Origin of the sequence: Bacillus sp. OxB-1 (genome assembly GCF_000829195.1) — a bacterium.
Classification (GTDB): Bacteria; Bacillota; Bacilli; order Bacillales_A; family Planococcaceae; genus Sporosarcina.
Genome location: NZ_AP013294.1, coordinates 1,574,328 through 1,591,894, shown reverse-complemented (window position 1 = coordinate 1,591,894; position 17,567 = coordinate 1,574,328). Strand labels below are relative to the sequence as shown.

Annotated in this window: 15 protein-coding genes; 4 read left to right on the top strand and 11 right to left on the bottom strand. The window is 45.1% G+C overall.

Annotated features, from left to right (window positions below):
• Window positions 1-78: 78 nt before the first annotated feature.
• From pheA to OXB_RS19310, 4 genes are all read right to left on the bottom strand, one after another.
• Complete coding sequence (gene pheA, locus OXB_RS07945; RefSeq protein ID WP_231860402.1) at window positions 79-990, bottom strand: prephenate dehydratase; 912 nt, start codon at window positions 988-990, stop codon at window positions 79-81.
• A 1-nt stretch (window position 991) separates the two neighbouring features.
• On the bottom strand, window positions 992-2,008 hold the full coding sequence (locus tag OXB_RS07940) for a TAXI family TRAP transporter solute-binding subunit (protein WP_041073269.1): 1,017 nt from the start codon (window positions 2,006-2,008) through the stop codon (window positions 992-994).
• Window positions 2,009-2,032: 24 nt separating this feature from the next.
• Window positions 2,033-3,970, bottom strand: coding sequence for a TRAP transporter permease (locus tag OXB_RS07935; protein WP_041073267.1), 1,938 nt, complete (start codon window positions 3,968-3,970; stop codon window positions 2,033-2,035).
• A 335-nt stretch (window positions 3,971-4,305) separates the two neighbouring features.
• The gene (locus OXB_RS19310; protein WP_269447833.1) at window positions 4,306-4,428 is read right to left on the bottom strand and encodes a hypothetical protein; all 123 of its coding nucleotides are present in this window, start codon (window positions 4,426-4,428) and stop codon (window positions 4,306-4,308) included.
• 343 nt (window positions 4,429-4,771) lie between these two features.
• Here OXB_RS19310 and OXB_RS07930 point away from each other — a divergent pair, with 343 nt between their 5' ends.
• Window positions 4,772-5,686 carry a glycine betaine ABC transporter substrate-binding protein gene (locus OXB_RS07930; protein WP_041076471.1) on the top strand — a complete coding sequence of 305 codons (915 nt, stop codon included), beginning with the start codon at window positions 4,772-4,774 and terminating at the stop codon, window positions 5,684-5,686.
• A 148-nt stretch (window positions 5,687-5,834) separates the two neighbouring features.
• Here OXB_RS07930 and OXB_RS07925 read toward each other — a convergent pair whose 3' ends face one another.
• The 3 genes from OXB_RS07925 to OXB_RS07915 all read right to left on the bottom strand — a co-directional run bounded on the left by OXB_RS07925 (window position 5,835) and on the right by OXB_RS07915 (window position 7,295).
• Window positions 5,835-6,488, bottom strand: coding sequence for a DUF1643 domain-containing protein (locus tag OXB_RS07925; RefSeq protein ID WP_041073265.1), 654 nt, complete (start codon window positions 6,486-6,488; stop codon window positions 5,835-5,837).
• A gap of 132 nt (window positions 6,489-6,620) precedes the next feature.
• Window positions 6,621-7,070: a TcaA NTF2-like domain-containing protein gene (locus OXB_RS07920; RefSeq protein ID WP_041073262.1), complete on the bottom strand. Its 450-nt coding sequence runs from the start codon at window positions 7,068-7,070 to the stop codon at window positions 6,621-6,623.
• A 24-nt stretch (window positions 7,071-7,094) separates the two neighbouring features.
• The gene (locus OXB_RS07915; RefSeq protein ID WP_041073260.1) at window positions 7,095-7,295 is read right to left on the bottom strand and encodes a hypothetical protein; all 201 of its coding nucleotides are present in this window, start codon (window positions 7,293-7,295) and stop codon (window positions 7,095-7,097) included.
• Window positions 7,296-7,538: 243 nt separating this feature from the next.
• On the opposite strand from OXB_RS07915, the gene OXB_RS07910 reads away from it, so the two are divergent.
• The 3 genes from OXB_RS07910 (at window position 7,539) to OXB_RS07900 (ending at window position 11,990) form a co-directional block, all read left to right on the top strand.
• Window positions 7,539-9,860, top strand: coding sequence for a TOTE conflict system archaeo-eukaryotic primase domain-containing protein (locus OXB_RS07910; RefSeq protein ID WP_442852890.1), 2,322 nt, complete (start codon window positions 7,539-7,541; stop codon window positions 9,858-9,860).
• Between the two features lie 207 nt (window positions 9,861-10,067).
• Window positions 10,068-11,171, top strand: a complete 1,104-nt coding sequence (locus OXB_RS07905; protein ID WP_052483916.1) for a Fic family protein — start codon at window positions 10,068-10,070, stop codon at window positions 11,169-11,171.
• Window positions 11,172-11,408: 237 nt separating this feature from the next.
• Window positions 11,409-11,990 carry a transposase gene (locus tag OXB_RS07900; protein WP_041073256.1) on the top strand — a complete coding sequence of 194 codons (582 nt, stop codon included), beginning with the start codon at window positions 11,409-11,411 and terminating at the stop codon, window positions 11,988-11,990.
• A gap of 76 nt (window positions 11,991-12,066) precedes the next feature.
• Here the strand turns inward: OXB_RS07900 and OXB_RS17925 are convergent, their stop codons facing one another.
• From OXB_RS17925 to OXB_RS07880, 4 genes are all read right to left on the bottom strand, one after another.
• Entirely contained in the window at window positions 12,067-12,801 is a 735-nt protein-coding gene (locus OXB_RS17925; RefSeq protein ID WP_052483915.1) for a protein phosphatase 2C domain-containing protein, read from the bottom strand.
• A 148-nt stretch (window positions 12,802-12,949) separates the two neighbouring features.
• Window positions 12,950-15,901, bottom strand: a complete 2,952-nt coding sequence (locus OXB_RS17920; RefSeq protein WP_052483914.1) for an S-layer homology domain-containing protein — start codon at window positions 15,899-15,901, stop codon at window positions 12,950-12,952.
• A gap of 264 nt (window positions 15,902-16,165) precedes the next feature.
• Window positions 16,166-16,603, bottom strand: coding sequence for a helix-turn-helix domain-containing protein (locus tag OXB_RS07885; protein WP_041073253.1), 438 nt, complete (start codon window positions 16,601-16,603; stop codon window positions 16,166-16,168).
• 13 nt (window positions 16,604-16,616) lie between these two features.
• On the bottom strand, window positions 16,617-17,150 hold the full coding sequence (locus OXB_RS07880; protein ID WP_041073252.1) for a DUF6932 family protein: 534 nt from the start codon (window positions 17,148-17,150) through the stop codon (window positions 16,617-16,619).
• Window positions 17,151-17,567 lie beyond the last annotated feature (417 nt).

The following is a 17,567-nucleotide window of genomic DNA, read 5'->3' as shown; positions in this document are numbered from 1 at the left end:
TTGAAAAAAGGGACTGCAACCAAAACGGCAGTCCCTTGTTCTCTATAAATTTGTTCACCTCAAGTATATCCTGACAAATCAACGATCTCCACCATACGCAATATCCGCAACCAATGTCGGATAAGTCCCAAGGTGACGGAGGCTGCAGCCTAGGTTGCGAATGTCTTGGCAAAGTTGTTGGTAGGCGTCCGATTTCCCGGTCGTATCAAGATCGATGAAAAACACATAATGCCCCAGCTCTGTTTTCATTGGAGCGGATTCAATTTTTGTCGGCCTGATGGCATATTTGTCGACAAGACCCAAAACCTGGTGGAGTGTCATGAGTTCATTTTCAGGAAATGATACAATCATCGACGATTTTTGAAAATCCGCCCGTAAGTCCAGTTCCTCATAGCCTAGCGCGATGAAACGGGTCATGTTCATCCCATTGTTTTCGATATTATTTTGAATCGCTTCTAACTGATAGATTTCCTTGGCGATGAAATTCGAGATGGAGAGCCAAGGCTTGTCAGGGTTGTTGGCGACAAGCCAAGCCGCTTCCGCCGAGCTATTCATCGGCCGCTGCTCGATATCCGGGTAATGTCTCCGCAAATATTGATCACATTGCTTCAATGCCTGCGGATGGGCATAGACAATTTCGAACTCCGTCTGCTCCACTTGCGCCGGATGCGCCAATAGTTCATGGTGGACAGGCAGCCGGACTTCCGCTTGGATTGGCACCTCCACCTCATGAATCAGCCAATCAAGTGTCATGCTGACTGATCCTCCGATGGAATTTTCAATCGGTACAACCGTCACATCGGTTTTGCGTTGATGTGCCGCCAATAGACAGTTTTCAATCGTAGGAAACGCGTGAAGATTGGTCATTTCCTCATCTGGAAACAAAGCATGGACGGCCAGTCCCGTAAACGTGCCGACAGGACCAAGATAACCGATCCGTCTTTCCTTTTTCGTCATTTCCCCTTGCTCACCTTTCTCTTTCAAAAGCATCTTAGTCAAGGAGGCCCGCTTCCTTATAATATCGCTCCGCACCCGGATGAAGCGGGATGTCCGCCAATTCCGTCACCGCATTCTCGATATCCATTTGCTTCACAATCGCATGGGCCGATTCCAAAGATTCAATGTTTTCCCAGAATGCTTTGACAAGTTCATATATAGTATCCTCGTCAACAGAAGCATCCGCCATCAACATCATCTTGATTGCTAATGTATCAACATCTTCGTCTTGATTATCATAAGTTCCTGCTGGTATCGTCACTTCGGAGTACCACGGATACTCTTCCATTAATGATTTGCGGATTTCCGGTTCAATGCCAATCAATTTTCCGTCTGCAGTCGAAGTCATCTCCGTCACTGCCGCAGTCGGCAATCCGGCTTGAATCAAAGCCCCGTCAATCTGTTTGTTCCGCATTAAGTCGATTGCTTCTGTGAAGCCGACGAAGTTCTCTTTAATATCGCCAGGATAGTCCAATCCGTATGCAGGAAGAATGATGCTCGACTCCACTTCCGGCGTACTTCCGACGGAACCTGGGGCAAAACGTTTCCCTTTCAAATCGCCAACCGATTCAATTCCCGAATCTTCTCGAACGACAAATTGGTTCGGGTTGTAGTAAAGGCCCGCAATAATCCGAACGTCCTCATACTGGCGATCCTTGAAACTACGTTCACCATTGTACGCTTCCCATATAATCCCCGCTGTCGCGAACGAGATATGGGCTTCCCCATCTTTCAATAAATTCAAGTTATCAACGCCGCCATTAGAAGCTTGTGCATTGACTTTAATCCCTTCCACCTTCTGATCCCACAGATTAGCCATCGCTGCACCTAACGGATAGATCGTTCCGGTCGTGGACGCGGTCGGGAAGTTCAAAATTACTGGCTTCTTGCTTGACGAACCACCGTTGGATTCTGATCCAGTCTCCCCCGCATCATTTCCACAAGCACCAACAAGCGCTGCCAGTACTATTAAAGCACCAATTAAAAGCAAACTTTTCCATATTTTTTTCATATGCTTTTCAACACTCCTCTTTTGTTATTCCACCTCAGCCGCTACATTGACAGCCGACTTCTCCAGTCGCTGCCAGATGAATAAGATCACAAGTAAACTAATACCGACAATGTCCGTGATAAGCCCAGGCACCATCATCAGGATTCCGATTACCAGCAACATCCCCCGTTGAATCCAACTGGCACGCTTGATGAACCAACCTTGCAAGCCAGCCGCTAACGTGATGGTCCCGACGGCAGCGGTTATAGTTGGAATCAGACTATTGATAAATGGTTCTTCCCCGAGCAACAAAGCCGGTTCGTATAGGAAGAAGAACGGCAGGATAAATCCGGTAATTCCTAACTTCATAGCCGTCATGGAGACCTGATGCTGATTCGTATCGGCAATTCCTGCTGCCACATACGATGCCAAGGCGACAGGGGGTGTAATATTGGACAAGCACGCATAAATCAATACAAACATATGGGCAGACAACGGCGGAACACCTAGATTTTCAAGCACCGGTGCCCCGACAGTTGCCACGATGACATATGCAGCCACACCCGGCACGCCCATCCCGAGAACGATGCTCATCAACATGACCAAAAGGCTCGCAATAAGCAAGCTTTCATTCGTGTACGTCATGATCGTATAACCAAATGTCAACCCCAGTCCCGTCAAAGAAACGGTTCCAATGATAATACCGATCGTCGCACAAGCAACTGCGACACCAAGTGCCCCTTTCGCTCCTTCTTCCAGAGCTTGCAAAATTTTCTTCGGTCCCATAAATGTCTCTTTCCGGAACCAACTTGCAACTACACAAGCGAGGATTGAAAATACTGCCGCATATACCGGTGTATAGCCGGTGAATAAGAGAACGAGCAAAACGATCAGTGGGATTGAAAGATGGCCTTGTTTCTTGAAGACATCGACCGCTTTCGGGATGTTGTCACGCGACAACCCTTTCAACCCAAGTCGCCTTGCTTCGAAATGGACAACCATAATGAGCGTTAAATAATAAAGGAAAGCTGGAATAATTGCAGCAATTAGCACAGTTGTATACGGAACGCCCAAATATTCCGCCATAACAAATCCGACAGCCCCCATAATAGGTGGTGCGAACTGGCCACCTGTCGAGGCGACGGCTTCCACCGCAGCCGCAAAACGAGCTTTGTATCCGTTCTTTTTCATAAGCGGAATCGTAATCGTTCCCGTTGTCGCAACGTTTGCAAGCGCACTTCCGTTGATCATTCCCATCAAGCTACTCGCAAGGACAGCTACTTTCGCCGGGCCGCCCGGAGAACCGCCTGCAATCGTCAATGATAAATCATTGATGAATTGGCTAAACCCGCTGATCTTCAGGAAAGCGCCAAATAAGATGAACAGGAACACGAATGTCGCCGAAACGCCCAGCGCAATCCCGAAAATACCCTCGCTGCCGAAGAACATATAATCGATAACGCGTTTAAAGCTGAACCCACTATGCCCGAATAATCCAGGGATCCAGGAGCCCAGAAACGTATACAGCAAAAAGATCAGTGCTAAAATGGCCAAATTGCCAACGACCCGGCGAGATGCCTCAAACACGAGCAAAATGCCAAGTGCTCCAAAAATATAATCGGTCGTCACTAAATAGCCGCCCCGAAGCACAATCGTTTTATAATTCATTAGCAAATAACCGAGCGCCGTGATACTTAGCACAATGAATAGAATGTCAAGTACGGTCGGGGCCACGCGCCCGGCCTTCTCCTTCTTTCGCGCCGGATATAACAGAAATACCATTACCAGGACAAAGAGCAGATGCCACCCACGAAGCGTAATTGCATCCAAAACACCCGTGCCGGCTGCGTACAGTTGGAAAATCGACCAGATGACCGCAATTGCGGACACGATTACAGCGGTCTTTCCGACATATTTCCGGAATCGCATTTCACTGTCGACTTTCTCTACTAGCTCCTCACCCGTCTCAGTAGCATGTCCCATCAATCCACCCTCTCTCCTGTTGTCATTCCCTTGCAGTCAGGGAGGTTGAAGTGTGTAGCTAGTATGTAATTATTACATAAAAATGAAATAAAATATTCCGACTATACACTTCTATTAGAATGTTAACAATCCGAGGGATTTGAGTCAACACAATGCGCAAAATATAGGGAATTTTGTACACGATATGAAAGATTTTAATTGGAATGAGGATGAAAGGTCCCCTTAGTGTCAGTAATTATCGAGGTCTGCCTGGGGATTACATGAGGAAGGTCATGGTCTATTCAAGTATGGGAGTCGCAGCAAAAACACCAGCCATTCGCCCGGCCGGTGTTTCCTCAACTTATATTCTCTTGTAATTCCTCATAAATGGCACGGGCTTGTTCTTTGGCCCGTTCCCGGTCCTTGTCGAAGACCGTGATCAACTTGTTGTCAAAAATGAAGTTCCACTGTTTCGCCATGTCACTAACCTCCTTTATTCTCAATGTCACATCCTTTCTATTCCCTAGATAGAAGCTTGGTAAACATACGAAGTAGTTGGGCGACATCCCGTCCCTGTTAAAAGGGGAGATTCCCTGCAATCGGTTTGTAACATTAAACACGACTGGTTTTTCTGAATAATACTGCTTGTACAGAAAAAACCGTACGAACGTTCAATATTGATTTAACTGTTGTATTGCAAAATTATTACAACTATAATTAAAGTATGCCTAAGACTCATAAAGGCAGAATCTAGTGCTGCAGAAGATGCTGAAAGATTAAGCCTGCTGCAGTCAAAAAACTAGGAGGATATCTATCGTGTCATTGAAGAAGAAGCTTTTCGGAATCAGTACGGTCGCCTTATTGGCAGTCGGTCTTGCTGCCTGTGGCGGAGACAAAAACGAAGATACTACGTCGAATGAAGGGAAGCCGGCAAGTTCTTCCGAATCAGTCGGGAAAGCAGTCGATTACAAAATCACCGGCATCGATCCGGGTGCGGGAATTATGGAAGCGACGGACAGAGCCATTGAAGATTACGGACTCGATCAGTGGAGCGTGACGTCAGGTTCGGGCGCAGCGATGACAGCCGCCTTGAAAAAAGCGTATGACAAAGAAGAGCCGATTATCGTCACAGGCTGGTCCCCACACTGGAAATTCGCGAAATATGATTTGAAATACTTGGATGATCCAAAAGGGTCGTACGGCGGTGCCGAAGAAATCCATACTTTCGGACGACTTGGACTCAAAGAAGACCTTCCTGAAGCATATGCAGTCCTGCAAAAATTCCATTGGACAGAAGAAGACATGGCAGAAGTGATGGTTGAAATTATTGACGGCGAAAAGCCAAACGTCGCTGCACAAAACTGGATTGACTCCAATGAAGACAAAGTATCGGCTTGGACAGAAGGCGTCGAGAAAGTCGACGGCGATAAAATCAAGTTTGTGTATGTCGCTTGGGACAGCACCGTCGCAAGCACCAATGTCATGGCCAATGTGCTAGGGGAATTGGGTTATGAAGTAGAAATGTCCCAAGTGGAAGCGGGACCAATGTATACAGCAGTGGCAGACGGTAGTGCGGATGTCCTGTTGGCAGGCTGGCTGCCCGTAACACATAAAACATATGTCGAGAAATTTGACGGGAAACTGGACGATATTGGCGTCAGCATGGAAAATGTGAAGATCGGGCTAGTCGTTCCATCTTATATGGATATTGATTCTATTGAGGATTTACAGAAGTAAGCGCTCGCTATTGATCCGGCACCGGCAGTGTGACTGTTTGGTGCGAAAAGAAACACCGCCAAGATAGGTAATTTCATTGATAAAGAAACGAAGTGAAACAAAAAGCAAGAAACCACTGTGTATCTTCCAATGGTTTCTTGCTTTTCTTTTACTCCAACACTGCACACATATCCTCCAGCCACTTAATGCACTTTTCTTTAGTCATCGGAAACGGATGAAGATAGTATGGAAAGTTGTCATTTAAGACACCATGCACTGGAGCATGCCCGCAAAGAATAGCGTATGCTTCCAGAATCCTCTTATGCAAGAACGGTTTCACTCCCCAACCGGCAATAATTCTAGTGTCTTTGGACAACAAGGAAAGGATATCTGTCCGACGATTCTCCGAGAAGATACTATGTAGATTGTTTTGGTTATCATCAAATATACGTAAAGTCTTTTTAAATTCATTCAACCTACCAGAGCACAAATCAGATAAATTGATCATATGGACACTGCTCCATCCTTGTCTCTCCATAAGTCGCATGATCTGATACTGTGTAGGATCGGGCTTTGCCTCAACCAAAGGAATATCTCTCAACTTTCCTGGATAATCAGAGACCGAATATTCCCTATCAGCCGGTGTACAGGACCCCGGATTAACCATCACAATCAATGCATTTGCGTGTGTTATTTTATCTTCTTTGCGATTAATCGTTGCCAACCCGCGACATAGATAGTAATCCTCCTTCCCTTTCAAACGATAAAAGGCGCCTTTTGCGAGGAATCTCTTGTTTAATTCAGCAGCAGTTAAAAACGCCATTCCCCCGTTCTCGTCTTTTGCTAAACCATTATCACAAGTCTATGAATGTTTCCGGATGCGCAATACTATAAAAATCAGTTTTTATACGTATCCGTTATCCGAATTTCCTTGATATACAGCTTATTTCACAACTCATTCGTAATAATTCGTTATTTTGATAGATTCAACAGCTTCCGGTTTCCCATTACCGTTCACTACAATTCGATACGTTTTGTCACGGTAATGGGTTTCTGTGTCCCCTGCATCATCCGTTATATCGAATGCTTCATATGTATCCAAATAGAGGATCTCGCCTTCCCAAGTAATATCAAGGATATCGCTTGTCTGCATGTTGAATATCAGCCCATTCCCCCAGATTTCCTCCATATAGTCCTGCATCTCGTCGTATGCTGACCCGGTAGACGATAAATAGGGCTCCACATAAGAGAATTCCAAAGAATTTAACGCAAGCACGTACATTGCCCGATAGGAATAAAAGAAATCCATGAATTCATCTTGAAGATCGTTTGTCATATAACCCGGAACACCACCCGCCTCATCCCACTCTTCCTGAACTTCATATTCCTCTATCTCTTCATCCATGGAAGAATCGGACTCCAATGAATCCTATTGTTCCACGGCGATATCTTCTTCTGGTACGTTAAACGACATCACCATCACGATGACCATACCTGCCACAACCAACAACGCCACGATTGCATAAAGCGCAATCGGATGATCCTTCCGCAGTTTGAATACGATGGAGTGATCGCAATCCCTGCACTTTCCCTGACCAATATTTTCGCTGCCACAATGAGAACACTTCATACCATCATCCTTCCAATCCTGCACATAAATAACTGTACACGCACATATCTATTATCGCTCCGCAGGAAAGATAGTTAAGCCATTAAATAAATGAATATTCCATCAAAAACCAGTATGCTAGAGAGAATCGAAATGGTGACAGTCACCTATACAATTTGGAAATAATTCAGAATTGAACCGAAGTTGTATTGGTGACTGTCCCCTTTACAAAATAAATCGATACATAATGACTCCATTTTAGAGGTGTATAAATTGGATCTTTCAAAACAACTTCAGATAGCACTCGCGGAGTGTGAAAAACTTCGTAGGGAAAATGAATATCTAAAACAGATGATACATACACAGTTGCCGTGTTTCGTGATGGAAGATTCTGTGCAGTTAGTTTCCAATAAATCGACTGTCCAGGAAAAAGTTCGACTTTTTCGTAGTCTCTTTCACGGAAGAGCTGATGTATTTGCCGTCAGATGGGAATCAAACAATGGCAAGGCTGGGTATGCTCCTGCCTGTTCGAATGAATGGAAACCTGGTATTTGCAAGAAACCCCATATAAAATGTAGTAATTGTGGAAATCGGAACTTTACACCACTCACCGACCAGGTGATATACAACCATCTTAGCGGATTGCAGATCGTCGGACTTTACCCTTTATTGGAAGATGGCACATGCTGGTTTCTTTGTATTGATTTCGACAAAAAGAGTTGGCAAGATGACGTAACCTCTTTCATTTCCATTTGCAAGCATACCCAAATACCTTTTAGCATTGAACGGTCACGCTCAGGTGATGGCGCCCATGTATGGATTTTCTTCTCTCAAGCTGTACCAGCCAACCTAGCACGAACGCTTGGAAAAGCTCTTCTCAAATGTGCAGCTTACAAAAAAGGGCAAGCAGGCCTTGATTCGTTTGATCGCCTTTTTCCAAATCAAGACTCCTTATCCCACACTGGCGGGCTAGGAAACCTGATTGCTTTGCCGCTGCAACGTCACGCCCGAAACCTTAACAATAGTGTATTTGTTAATGAATCCTTTCAACCTTTCGAAGATCAATGGGGGTACTTATCCACAATCATTAAGATGGAGGAGCAAGCGATAAGCAACGCTATTCATAAACTATCATATGAATCGCCTAGAGATCATGGGACTTCGACGCCCGAACGAATTACAGCGATTTTAAAAAACGGTGTATATTTTGAGAGTGGAAAATTGCCTACTTCCCTATCGAACGAACTTATAGAATTGGCCTCTTTCAGCAATCCCGAATTTTATAGAGCCCGGGCAAAGCGCAAGTCCACCCACGATCTTTCTTCTAAAATTTATTGCGCCACTCAAAATGATAAGAACTTAATCTTGCCCAGAGGCTGTACCAGGGAAATCCAGAAGTTGATGGACTCCCATAATATTTCCCTTGATTGGTCCGATGAACGAAATGATGGGGACAGTATCGACGTTTCTTTCCAAGGTACTTTGACTCCACAACAGCAGGATGCACTTGATCAATTGACCGAACAAGATGCAGGTGTCCTTTCTGCTGCAACAGGGTTTGGAAAGACCGTCATAGGGGCGGCCCTGATTGCAGCAAGAAAGGTCAATACACTTATCATCGTCCACCGTAATCAGCTGATCGATCAGTGGCTAGATCAGCTATCGATCTTTTTGGACATCCCTAGAAAGCAAATTGGCCAGATTGGTGGTGGCAAACAAACGGCGACGGGCAACATAGATATCGCGACCATACAAACATTGAATTCTCAAGGACGGATTAACCCGATCATTACCCAATATGGACAAGTCATTGTAGATGAGTGTCACCATCTATCCGCTTTCAGCTTTGAACAAGTCATGAAAAACATCCGCTCGAAATACATTTACGGATTGACCGCAACTCCTACCCGGAAAGACGGACTGCATCCGATCATTACGATGCAATGCGGACCGATTCTCTACAAAACAGATGCTAAAATGCAGGCGCAAATCCGTCCATTCCTTCACCGCCTCATTCGAAGGGATACCACTTTCAAGACGAAATCGGAAACCATTCAAGCCATTTATAATGAATTGATGGACGATCACCAACGCAATCAGCTTATTTTTAACGATGTACTCCTTGCACTAGAGGAGGGTCGCACACCGCTCGTATTGACTGAACGAATACAGCATATCAAAGAACTGGAATCACTTTTCAATGGGTTTGTGAAGAACATTGTGACTTTGACAGGCGCAGTAAAAAAGAAGGAGCGAGAGCAATCACTGAATAAACTAAGGCAATTGAAAGACACAGAAGAGGTTCTTGTAATTGCAACAGGAAAATATATCGGGGAAGGCTTTGATTTTCCGAGATTGGATACATTATTTTTAGCTATGCCTATCTCTTGGAAAGGGGTTCTGACTCAATACGTTGGGCGCCTCCACCGCAACTATTCTGAAAAACAAGAGGTCCGTGTATATGATTATGTAGATCAAAAGGTTCCGATGTTGCAAAAGATGTTTGAAAAAAGAATAAAGGGTTTTATATCAATGGGATATGTAGACGAGGAAGAAAGCGGCGCTGAGCAAATGAGACTGTTTTAATGTCATCCAGGCAATTCTAGCGTTTCTCCAATAGCCCAAAAGAATTGGCAGGTTGCAAATTCAACTGCTGACACTATCAACAGGGATACTTGGTGTCATCGGTCGTCCGTTGAGATGAATTTTTATGTTTTTCATCTTTTATTTTGGTATATACTATAGAAAGGATGAAAACACATTGTTTTTTACTTAACGGACGGAGGTATAAAATTGAAAAAACCATACGAACTCCCTCTGCTACCCATAACATTTGAAACACAGGCTGAGCTGGCGCTATATAAAAAGGTGGTAGACGCTAATGCAAAACTTGAAAAATTGAAGGAAAAGCTTGGCTATTCTATTGTCAGTCAGTCCTTTCTTGAACTACTGACCCTTTTCGAATCGGTTGAATCAACACGTATCGAAGGCACGCAAGTCACATTTAGCGACATGCTGGAGGACACATTGGACAACAAAGATGACTGGCAGAAAGTTGAAGTAAGAAATTATCAAGAGGCATTGACTGCAGGTATTGAAGAAATAAAGAATGGCTATCCGCTCAGTGAACGGCTTATTCGCAGGCTGCATCAAATCTTAATGAAAAATGCACGAGGTTCTGTCAGTTCCTCCGGACATTATCGTCGAATCCAGAACTTTATCGGACCCAATCAGAATATAAAAGAAGCATCATATATTCCCCCTGAACCTCAGTTGATGGATGAGTACATGAAAAACTTGGAGTTCTTTATTAACGGCCATCCATATGAGCAAGAACCGAAAGAGGAATACCATCCACTTATCAAATGTGCCATCATTCATGCCCAATTTGAATCTATTCATCCGTTTCTGGATGGGAATGGAAGGCTAGGACGGATTCTAATTGTCTTATACCTACTTCAATCCAAACTAATTGAATCCCCCTTCTTTTTCTTAAGTGAAGAATTAGAAAAGGAAAAATTTAGATACTATGCACTGTTGAACGGAGTACGAGGAATCGGCAAGAAAAAGCCCGATTGGGAAAGCTGGATCCTTTTCTTCTTGGAAGCGACCATCCGAATGGCAGATCGTCTTTACAAGAAGTTAGATCAAGCGGAGGAATTATTTAAAGAGGGTACAAGGAAGGTTTCCCGGAATTCCACAAAGCAAGTTTGGGCGGATCTCTTCCATTTTCCGATTACGACAGTTTCCCAGTTAGCTGCATTTACAGGACTTACTCAACAAACTATCCGTTCCAGCCTCCATGAATTGGAGCAGCACAACATGGTATTCGGAGACGACCGAAAACGGAATCGACGTTATTATTTTTACGACTTGATCGGCATTATTCAAAACTGACCAAAACGGTGACAGTCACCTGTACAATTGGGAAACAATTCGGAGTTGAACCGAAGTTTGTATTGGTGACTGTCCCCTTTACAATTTTCAACTTATTTATTTTAAATGGCTTTTTGGGGGCAAAATTGGATTTTGAACCGCTTTTTCAAGGCAAAGTGAAGTTATCACGTATTTCGAAAAATTGACGGAATTTGATGGATCTCTTATGGTTGGGAAAAGGCTTAGGGGGAGTTGCGTATGGCTAGACAACGTAGGAGATGGCATCCAGATCGGTTTCACCACGTCATTATGAGAGGGAATAATCGGCGGAACATATACCAGCATCCTGCCGATTTCAGTGCATTCTTCCGATCCCTTTCCTATGCGTATTCAAAGCACCCATTCTCCATTGTGGCGTATTGTGTTATGTCCAACCATTATCACCTGCTCATCCGATCTCCGGAAGTTCCATTAGGAAAAGTAATGAGCTATATGAATCGGTATTTCAGCGATTACTACCGGAGAAAATATGAATATACGGGATTTTTATATGAAAGCCGCTACTACTCCGACATGATCACCAACTCAAAAGGACTTTTGACGGTCAGCCGCTATATTCATCGCAATCCGATCGAAACTACGATTCCTATGGTGTCCCGCATGGAACAGTATGCGTACAGCTCGTTTTATTACTATAAGACTGCCGCCCCTTCCCCCTATCCATTTCTGGACTTGGAATTGCTGCCCGCCTCTCTGCCGATGAAAGAACAACAAACGAAACACGACTATTGTTTATACTGCGAAGAAGAAAAAACGAAATTAACAGTTGAAAATGAATAAGGTAACACAGCCCCTCCCCCTCTTGCGGATTGAGGGCTATTTTTTTGCTACGTTTCCTAAATTGTAAAGGTGACTGTCACCTTTCTTCCTCTATTTCCTCTTCAGTATCAAGTTCTACCAAATCATCTTCAAAATCTTCGTATTCGAAGTTGTCGTAAAGGTCAAGGTCCTCGTCGCTATCATCCATGTCGTCTATCTCTTCTGGGGTGGTTTGGAATTCTTCTTCGTCTTCCTCGAATTCTCGTGGCGCTAGAAGTTCGTCAATCGATTTTTCAACATGGATCACTGTGTCATCTGGTACAGTGTCCTGTTTCCCCTTTATTGCGGCCATCAGTTTTGAAGGTTCAGCTGGAACCGGATCTTCTTTTGAAGCAGCCAATACAGCAATGGAACAATCGTCGTCGGTGTTGTCGACGAGCGCCGCGAGCAATTCGGTCAAGTCATGCTTGAAAGTGTTGGCGGTCGATTTCTGGAAATGGTCGATGATGACACCTAGGTTTTGCTTGTCCAATCCTTGTGATTTGCAGAGAAATGAAGCTGTCGAACCATCGGACATGATGATGAAACCCAGATCTTCCGTTACGCTTCCCCGGTAAATTCGGAAATGCTCATCCAACGACTCCATGCTTACAAAATACGTTTCATTTTCATATAAACCATTTTCAGGAGCTGATAGTATCTCAACATTCCCGTTTTCACATTTCACAATCATACCGTCGCCAACATGTCCCGCAATATAATCTTCGCCCTTTGTCACGACGAAAAGCAAAGTCGATGAAAAATCTTCTTTATTTCTATCGTGTTCTAGCACAGCTGTCTTTGATTAGCTTCCAATCGACAATACTAGTGAATTGATAATAGAATTAACTCCAAGTATAGCAGTGTCTGGTAATTACTGCATATAAAGTCATGCCACAACAAAAAGAACCCTACAGGAATGCTGCAGGGCTCCTCATAATTCATTTCACATTAATTTCCCGTCCAAACTCCGCAATATTCCCTTCCAAGTCCCGGACCGGTGAAGAAGAGTCTTGAACCAACCTGACTTTCAAGCCATGGACGGAATTGGAGTGGAGATTGACATCCACTAAGGAATGCGAATAATTGTACGTGTTGGGATCGACCACTTCCAGAAGGATATCGCCAGAATCGTATCGACCACTGCGATTCGTATCGATATAGATTACGTCTTGCGTCAAACCGCCCACTACTATGTCGTTGCCGACCAGCGCCCTGACATTTGCGGTATAAGCATTGGCGTATGAGTTGGAGTGCGCGAGTTCAACGTGAATCGGCGGTACGTCTTGGCCGTTCACCGTAATTACGAAATCATTAAGATCCAATCGTTGGATCGGTTTATTGAAGCTTAGGGTCAGGGTTCCATTCGCTGCGATGGACGCTTGGCTCAGTTCCGGTCTGCTGCCGCTGACGAATGTCACCTCTCCCATGCCAGGCGTCGCAATGGTATTGTCGGCATTGTCACGGATGTTATGAACGGTCAACATGGCAGTCTTAGTCGACGGGATGCTTTCAGATGGAACATGGACCGTCACGTTGACGGAAGTCGCCCGGTCTGCAGTCCCTGCAATAACATTCGTTATATAAGAACCGGCCGGCAGTGCCTTGCCATCCCATGTATAGTTATGGATATCCTGCACAGTTGCCAGATTGATGCCGCTATCATCGTCGATTGCCGTGTAGGTGGCCGTCTGCTCAGCACCCGGTACTGTGCCGGGGCGGACAGGGTTGTTCGGACCCATGACAATGATAGGACGTGTGTTGTCGTAGGATGCGGCGTTTTCCACTATAAAGGACTGCATGGCAATAGTGTTCGAATTCGGAATGCCCGCCTTATCCACAACCGTGTTTGCCGGCAAACGCAATTGATACGTCCCGTTCGGCAAGGAATGCTGGATTGTCAACGTCCGGTCTGAAATGACGGCGTTTGGCCCCCGATTATATTGCAGGGTGATCGGTGTGGCAACTCCTGTCTTTTGATCGATGATCGTGACAGCTGAATTTCCACCGGGCGAGATGTCTTCTGTGAAATGGGCCACGACTTTGCCGTCCTTATACTCGACCGTCGCAAGTGCCGGCGACGTTGTGTCCCTTTCGAGCGTCACATTCGCCGAATAAGAGGCGGCGCTGTTCCCGACCGTATCCTTGACGTCCGCGTCAACAAACAATACGGCCTGGTTCGAATTACCGTACCCTGCATATGCTCCCGTTAACACAACCGTTTTCGCGTCTTTGCCAGCTGTCGCTTCCAAGTTCGTCACCGACCCGTTCGAATGAACAAGCCGTGCTTTTCTATAGAAGGAACTGATATTCATCGCTTTGTCGTACGTCAACTCGATCCGGTTTTCCCCGACCACTTTCACATTCGTGACGGTTGGCGCGACTGTGTCGGTCTTGATAGTCACAGAGGTTTCCACCGGGTTCGGGGAGACGAGGTTCTGCTTATAATCCTTGACATTCAGCAGCTTAATCGTCGCAGTTTCGCCTGCGGAAACCGCCTTGCCCGAAGTGACTTGGAGAACATTCGGATTTTGTGGGTCGTTCGCAACCGTGGCGACCATATCATTAACGTAGGCAATGGCCCCCGTAGCGCTGACGGGTTCGTCGAACAGCACAGCAAACGATGTGGTTGCCGTCTTGGCAACCGCCGAACCGGACACCAGTTTTGGCCCAACGTTGTCTGTCGCCTTAAGGATGGTCGTAAGTTCCTCAAACTTGCCGCCGGAAGCCGCTTGGATGGCATCCGCCGCTTTGAACGCGTACTCACCATCAAAAATCCACTGCGCGGTAATCGTGAGTTTCTTCCCATCTTCCGATAAAGTGCCGGTGAGCTGACCCGGATTGACAGTCGCTCCGGTCACCGGGGTGAATACCAAATTACGAACTTGGCCGGAGGAGTCCAGTACTGTCGATTTGGCGACAGGAGACGAAAATGCCACTTCCACCTGCTTGGCATTAACGACTTTCACATCCGCTACAAAACGGTCGCCCTCCGCGAATTCGAAGTTGAAGGCATATTCCCTTTCCGCCTGCGCATCCCCTTTTTTCCACGTCAACCTATACAAGCCATCCGTTTTGCCTTGTACCACTTCCACAGAAACACCCTTATCGGTAATCAAGGACGTAACATAGGCACGAACAGCCGCCAGCTTCGCTTCATCGGTAGCAAGCGGTCCCCGGGCAACTGTGACGGAAGCGTCCTTCACCCGACCGGCCGCCTCATCGACCGCAATCTGATTTTCATCCACTTTTGGTGTCAAAAACGCCTCGCTCCGGAAAACAAAAGAAGCCATCTGTCCGCGTGTGACAAGCGCATTCGGCGAGAACGTCGTCGGTGTCGTCCCCGTTGTGATTTCATTGGCATACAGCGCCCGGACAAATTCCATATGCCATTGCTTATTATTGATATCTTTAAATGGAAGAGAAGTCGTTTTTGGATCGTCCAATTCAAATCCAAGCACAATGATCTTCGCCATTTGCGCGCGGGTTAGACTGGCGGCCGGGCGGAATGTATTATCCTCGTACCCCGAAATGATCCCCTCTTCCACAAGCGCGGCAATATAGCCGTAGTAAGGGCTTGTCTTCTTAAGATCTTTGAACCCCGGATCCTTGACATTCTTCGTATCCAACTCCAACACGAGTGCCAACAATTTGGCGGCATCTTGGCGGGTGATGTTCTGCCCCGGCTTGAACGTCCCATCCGGATACCCGCTCATCATCTCAGCGGCTGTGTATTTCATCACCGCTTCATAAAAATGGTGGCTTGGAATGTCCCGCACATCGGTAAATGTCGGACTTTCCGCCTTCGTATGTACAGGTGCAACCGCAACGGCCGCAGCAGCCGCGGTTGCCAACGTCGCCTTGAACACTTTTGGATAGCTTCCTTTTCTCATCATTTTGACCCCCTGTAGTTTCATAATCGTACTTCCATTAATAGCCCACTCAAATGCGCTCATCTATTCTTTCTATCTTGCATGAACTCCGGGACTGCGGGACTGACTCTACTAATAGAATACTACAAATATAGATGGATTGGAATTTTTGGGTAACCGCTTTCTATTCAGTAGGGTACGAGAAAGATTTAAATCTAGGGATGGTATGAGAAAAGGGAGCAGTGGCATTCATTTCCGCCCTGCTCCCTGGGGCTAACGCCCGAGTTATGCCAACAACAAATCTTTTGGTTGGATTTCTGTCTTGGAAACCATCTGCATGACATCCATCACATGTTGAATTCGTTCCAATGTAGCGCCGTAATACTCATTTCGCTCATCTCTAGATACTTGAGATGGTGATACCCCTAGCCGATCAGCTAGCTCCTGCTGGCTCAGCCCTAGGTAAATCCGAAAAGCGATCAAGGTTTTCCCTAAATTGTGAAGGTTGATAATTGTTTCGAATTCTCCCCTTTTAATTCGCTCGTAATAAATAACCTCTTCCTTTAATTGTTCATGAAAGGTAATAGACGGCTGCAATGCTTTCTCTACCTGCTCCTTTGTCAAACCCATTTCCTCTAACACTTTTTTTTGATCTTGGATAAACAACTTATCTTCTTGAAGTTTTTCGAGTGCTTTCTTATAAGCTGTTTCTGTTTTAATCATCTTACATCCACCCTTATTGAATGATTTTCACAATGCCTTTTGGCAGAAATGAATCTCTCGTTTTCCTAAAGGCCGCGGGAAATTGCTGTTCATTTCCATGTTCGTCCAAGATTCCGGAGGGTTGCCCGAAATGAGGGTATAATTCCACACGATATCGGTGCCACATCGGTAATTGCTTTTTAGTAAACCCCCGATATGTTTTACGGCTACTGCTATCCCAGGTCCAAACTTTATATGGGTCTAATGCATTTAATTTTCGCTCCAGTTCTCCCGTCGCCAACTCCATCAAATCCCATTCAAAATATCCGTCAATGTCATTTGGATGTGCTTTATCCTCTACAAAAGAACCATCGATATATATTTGATCCACTCCAACATTCCACAGTTGCTGAATCAACACCTCCAAATTATTGACCAAAAACAGTCTCCATTTTACGTCCCAAGGATTCTCAACTTCTGGTCCTCTGACAAGAACAGACTCCCTAAGTTCATCTAACGTCAGCTCGTAATCCTCTGGCGGCAGCAAACCATCCGTGTTAAAATTCATATTTCCAGTTTCCCTTCTAGTATATTCAAAAACAGCATTTTTGATAAGTTAACATATATGTTATTTAATTTTAACATATCTTGCCCGAATTCAAAAGAAAGACAAGCACAATAGGAAACGAGATTCTGAAATAAATCAGACACCTTGATTCAACCCGTTAATGCCTCCTCTCCCTGGATGAAAGCCGATACACTTGCTTCAAATCATTCCTCCTGATTAATCCACTGTAATTCACCAAACGTGCTTAAGTGCAGCTCGGATAAGATAGATTGAAAAAACCTGCAAAAGCTATAATGTATCCCATAAGACACTTAAAAAGGTCTATTTTATGGGATACATTATAAAGTCTTCGCAGGGCTTTACCGTGTATTCAATTTATACCTTTACCAATCAAAAAAAATTAAGAGTCGTGTTGAA